Here is a 5,721-nt window from a genome sequence, read left to right as displayed (position 1 = left end):
AATGGACATAAAATATAATTTAAAATCAGCGTCAGAGCGCCGCACAGAACCATTTAAGCCAGAAGGCGATGTAGGTTTCGGTAAGCTTCGTACTGATCACATGTTTTTGATGGATTATCGTGATGGTCAATGGTGCGATCCGCGCATAGTTCCTTACGGTCCGTTTGAAATGGCACCAGGTGCAATGTCATTGCATTATGGCCAATCGATTTTTGAAGGCGCTAAAGCCTTTATGCACGAAGACGGCGAGATTTACACCTTCCGCTTAAACAAAAATGCTGAGCGCATGAACCGTTCTGCCGATATCGTGTGTATTCCCAATATCGATGAAAGCATGCAAGTAAAGGCTATCAATGCCCTTATTGATGTTGACCGTTTATGGTTCCCACAGCAACAAGGCGCGTGTTTATACATTCGACCTTTTATTTTTGCAACAGAAGATCGTTTGTCTGTTAGCCCTAGTCAACAATATACATTCTGCGTAATGCTAAGCCCATCTGGAGCGTATTATGCCTCTGGGGTTAATAATGGTATTCGCTTGTTAATCAGTACTAAGTACCACCGTGCAGTATCTGGTGGTACTGGAGCTTCAAAAGCTGCTGGTAACTATGCAGCCTCACTGCGTGCAGGTAAAGCGGCTGTAGAATATGGCGCATCGCAGGTATTGTATTTAGATTCAACCAATACTCAAATTGAAGAAGCTGGCGCGATGAATCACTTCCACATTTTAAAAGATGGCACTGTGATTATTCCAACGTTCACTGATACCATTTTAAAATCCATTACCTCTCAGTCCATTATGGAACTTGGGGATATGCTGGGTTGTGAGGTGAGACAAGAGACGGTGATGTTAGATAAGTTCATTGCTGATATTGAAGCGGGTGAAATTATTGAAGCGGGTGGATTTGGTACAGCTGCAGTGGTATCGCCTGTAAGCTCATATATCTTCGAAGATGGCCGAATTTTGACTGTTGGCGACGGTAAAGTAGGTCCCAATATTCAGCGTATTTATAAGCTGTTTACTGATCTACAAAAAGGCAACGTTGCTGCACCGCAAGGCTGGGTTAAACGCGTTGAACGTGTTGCTCCGTAGTTTATTTAATCAATAAAATACACTTAAAAGCTCCTAAATGGAGCTTTTATTTTGCCTTATGAATGGCTAACCTCTGATTTGTCTTGCGTTAATAATGCCAGGCAATCAACCGCACTCAGTGGTTTACTTAGCAAGAAGCCTTGCACTTGATCACAGCCTCCCTCACGTAAGAAATTCAATTGCGCTTGGGTTTCAACACCTTCAGCCACAACGTTAAGCTCTAAACTGTGGGCCAAGGTTATAATGGCGCTAGTGATGGCAGCATCGTCAGGATCTTCAGTTATATCACGCACAAACTCACGATCAATCTTCAAGGTATCAATTGGGAAGCGTTTCAAATAGCTTAAGCTTGAGTATCCGGTACCAAAGTCATCAATAGCAATGGTCAAACCTAAGGCTTTGAGCTGCGATAACACGGTCACTGAATCTTGTGGGTTACCCATAATCATTGACTCGGTTAATTCGAGTTCTAGAGCACTTGCCGGTAATCCAGATACCGCTAATGCGACTTCTATAGTCGAAATGATATCGGCCTTCAATTGTCTGGCTGAAAGGTTAACGGCAATAGAGATATGCTCAAAACCTTGTTGGTGCCATTGCGCCAGTTGGTTACAGGCTTGTTGAATGGCCCAATGACCAATCTGATTAATGATGCCTGTTTCTTCTGCTAGCGGAATAAACTCAACTGGTGAAATAAAACCAAGTTCTGGGCTTTCCCAGCGCATTAACGCTTCCAGTCCGATAATTTTTTCAGTTTTTACATCATATTTAGGTTGATAAACCAAATATAGCTCATTGTCTTGAATCGCTTTTTTAAGGCCAGCCTCTAACTGAACATGACGTGTTGCATATTGGTTTAATTGCTCGGTATAAAATTGGAAGTTATTGCGTCCCAGTGATTTTACGTGGTACATGGCGGTATCAGCATACTTAATTAATGAGGTGGTATCATCTGCATCTTCTGGGTACAAACTGATACCAATAGAGGGTGAGATAGTCAGTATTTTATCATCAAGTAAAAAAGGTGTTTGAAAAGCATGTAACACTTTTTCGGCAATAATGGTGGCGGCTTTCGTTTTGGCAACGCCTTCTAAAATAATGGTAAATTCATCCCCACCTAAGCGTGCAACAGTATCACCATCTCGAACTGCATTTTGCAGGCGATGTGCGACGGCTTTAAGCAGTAAATCACCGATGTGGTGCCCCATTGAATCATTGATATGTTTAAATCGGTCAAGGTCTAAAAATAACAATGCCACGATGCTATTGGCACGGTGTGCTTTAGTCACGGCTTGATTGAGCCGGTCCTGGAATAAAGTGCGGTTAGGCAGTCCAGTCAGTGGATCGAAGTTAGCCAGTACTCGTAAATCTTCTTCGGCTTTTTTACGTGCTGTAATATCGGTGAATACTGCCACAAAGTGACTTGTTTCACCTTTATTATCGATAACTTGGTTGATTTCTAGCCATGCAAGAATGCCGCGACGGTTGCGGGTTCTAATGTGAATTTCACCGGCCCAATGTTTGTGTCTTAATAGTTGGGTTTCAACTGAGTTATAAAACTCGCGCGACTGTTTTCCCATGGTTAAAAACAAGAAATGCTTACCGACAACATCACGGTGTTTAAAGCCAGTAATGCGGCTAAATGCTGGATTTATTGAGCGTATTTGATAGTCCAGTTCACCGACGACAACGGCTTCGTTCATGCTAAACAGTACTTGTGATGATAGCTTAAGTTCGTTTTCTGTGATCTTTCGGCTCGTAATGTCTTTATGAGTTCCGGCCATTCGCACTGGAATATTATTGCTATCACGTTCAACAATTTGGCCACGGTCGAGCACCCAAGCCCATTGTCCGGGTTTAGTTTCAACGCGATACTCTGCTTCAAAAAACTCACTTTCACCATTGAGGTGATCGTTAAGCAATTTTTGAACTCGTAGTCTATCTTCCGGATCAATGTTTTTAATCAATAATTGATCTTTTAACGAAAAACTCATCGGCTCGACCATGTTGGTGCGATAGACTTTATCGTCTTTAATGTTCCAGTCCCACATTCCGTCGCCAGAGGCCCAAAGTGCCAGTTTTAGTCGCTCTTCAGAGGCGCGAATACTGTTATCAAATTCGCGCTGCTTGGCCACTTTTTTCTGTCTTGCATAAAAAAACCAAATAATAATCAATAACCCGACTGTCACATACAGTATATAGGCTGTGCTGGTCATATACATTGGTGGCACTACTGACACATTCACATTGAGGGTGTATTCACTGTATCTATTCGTTCCTAGCGCATGGCGAACCGCTAATTTGTATTCACCCGGTGGTAAGTTGGTATAAGTGATTTCGTTACCATGGGATAGTTCACGCCAATCGTTATCATAACCGTCTAAAAAGTAGCTAAAACGGCTTAATCCAGGGTAACTAAAATTGAGTGAGCCGATCTCAAAGCTGATCAGTTGTTGTTCATAAGGCATGATAATGCGCGGAGCATGGCTTAAGTCGCGAATAGGGTGTTGGGTTTCACCAATAGTGTATTTTGTCAGTGCCAGTTTGTTTTCAGCTCTTTGGCTTGGAATAGTGCTTGGATTAAACTGGTTAAGGCCTCGAATACCACCAAACCATAAGGTACCGTTAAGCTCTTTAAACTTGGCTGCACCATTAAACTCATTGGCTTGCAAACCTTCGAATTTATTATAGGAAATAAAGCTTCGAGTACTAGGAGTAAAACGTGAAACCCCCGAGTTAGTACTTAGCCACAAATCATGCTTATCGTCTTCTAAAATGGCATAAACCGTATTACTGCTGTTATCAGCATTGACGTCCATTCGTTCAAATTTAAACGTACCATATTCAACTGTTAGCTTGTCTATACCACCATGAGTGGCCACCCATAAATCGCCATTTTCTGCCTGTAAAAAGTCTCTCACACGATTGTCACTAAGACTGTAAGGATTTTCTGAGTCATGGCTTAAAAAATCTAGTTTTCGTTCTTCAGCTGAAAGCCTAACCACTCCGCCCATTGTGCCGAGCCATAAATAACCCTGGCTAAAATAGAGCCTAATAATTTGGTATTTGAATGGTGAGAAATCAGCTTGAAAGCCAAAGTTATAAGCCATCATACGATTTGTATATTCAGAGATAAAATACAAACCTTGTGAGCTGGCTATCCATAAACGGTCTTTGTCATCAAAGGCTAAGCTGCGGATCTGGGTATCGGTATGAAATTGTCCGTTTGCCGGTTTAATTTGCTGCAGGGTATTACTCTTATCTAAGGTAAACAGCCCTACATTGGTGGCAAACCACAGTACACCTTGTTTATCTTGTTTAATATCATGCACTATCAACGATAATTGTTCTGTTGGTATTGCTAATTTTTTTGCAAATAAATCGTTGATATAGTGATATTGGTTATCATTGGGGGCCAAATACTTAAGCCCCGCACCATCGGTACCTATCCATAGGCGTTGCTGTGTATCCCGCAAAATCACGCGGATCATGTTTGCCATGCCTGGAGCATTAGTTTGGTAGTCGTAAAAGTGGCTAAAATATTGATGGCTGAGATTCAGTTTATCGATGCCCGAATAACCTGTACCAATCCATAGGGTGCCGTTTTGATCTAGCATTAGGTTTTGCAGGGTATTAGCACTGATGGTATTGAGTTTTTGCGGATTATGCTTATAAAGCGTGCTGCGCCACTTACCATCAATAAAATCGAGTTTGAATAAGCCTGTATTGTTGCCGATAGCAAATATCTGATTGGCATTCACCACGACAAAATCAATAATCTTACGGTTATTACCCAAACCATTGTCATGCGACCATATTAATTCTTTTTTATGAGTATCGAGATTGTAACGCCAAATTTGGTTGTCGATGGCTAGCCAGACGGAATAAACAGAGCTGGATTTGATTTGGTTTACCGTCATATTGACCGGGATATCAAGCCGAATAATGGTATTACTATCAATGGCAAATGTGCCATGTGATTGAGTGCCTATGACAATATATTTATCGTCAATATTGGCAATGCTGGTTATATTTGGAGTGATATTATTGCCTAAACTGACAGGAATAATTTTTTCGGTTTTTAAGGATAATATGTACAGACCCGAACGCGTTCCCACCCATAAGGTATCTCCAATCACAGCAAGATGGGTTACCTGAAGCTCAGTTAAGCCTTGAGGTTGTTTAAACGCAGTGAATTCCCCTGTAGTGAGGTTGAGTCTATTGAGTCCATTGTTGAAGGTGCCTATCCATAAATCGCCGTCAGGTGACTGCAAAATATCTGTGATAAAATTGCCTGAGATAGAGTTGATATTTTTTGACTGTTTTAAGTATAAATCAAACTCAACACCATTATAGCTGTGTAGACCGTCTTGAGTTCCTATCCATAACATGCCGGAACTGTCCATAAACAGACGAGTAATTGAGTTTTGATTAAGGTCTCCCTCGGTACTGAAGTGATCAAACTTTACTTCGGTTAGGCTGTCATAAGGATCATTTTTTTGCGCTGAAACAGACACTGAAAAACTCAATGTTATGACTAAAATTAGCCAGTGTGTTAAAAGCGTGAATGCACGAAAATTCAAATTTCACCTATAAAAAATTCATTGGGAAGGCTGTGACAAATTTCA

General features: G+C 41.3%; 2 protein-coding genes. One reads left to right on the top strand and one right to left on the bottom strand.

What is annotated here, in order from left to right; all coding sequences use genetic code 11:
- Nucleotide 1 precedes the first annotated feature (1 nt).
- On the top strand, nucleotides 2-1,093 hold the full coding sequence (locus CXF78_RS12190; RefSeq protein WP_011635903.1) for a branched-chain amino acid aminotransferase: 1,092 nt from the start codon (nucleotides 2-4) through the stop codon (nucleotides 1,091-1,093).
- A 56-nt stretch (nucleotides 1,094-1,149) separates the two neighbouring features.
- On the opposite strand, the gene CXF78_RS12185 is transcribed toward CXF78_RS12190, so the two are convergent.
- Nucleotides 1,150-5,610, bottom strand: coding sequence for an EAL domain-containing protein (locus tag CXF78_RS12185; protein ID WP_102036937.1), 4,461 nt, complete (start codon nucleotides 5,608-5,610; stop codon nucleotides 1,150-1,152).
- Between the last annotated feature and the right edge of the window lie 111 nt (nucleotides 5,611-5,721).

It is taken from the genome of Shewanella sp. 11B5 (assembly GCF_002836795.1).
GTDB classification, from domain to species: domain Bacteria; phylum Pseudomonadota; class Gammaproteobacteria; order Enterobacterales; family Shewanellaceae; genus Shewanella; species Shewanella frigidimarina.
Note: the sequence above shows the minus strand (reverse complement) of the source record. Positions and strands in the feature narration are given on the sequence as shown.

Bases quoted from the DNA above. Each gene is read 5' to 3' on its own strand.
- CXF78_RS12190 (WP_011635903.1), top strand. From the start codon at position 2: ATGGACATAAAATATAATTTAAAATCAGCGTCAGAGCGCCGCACAGAA.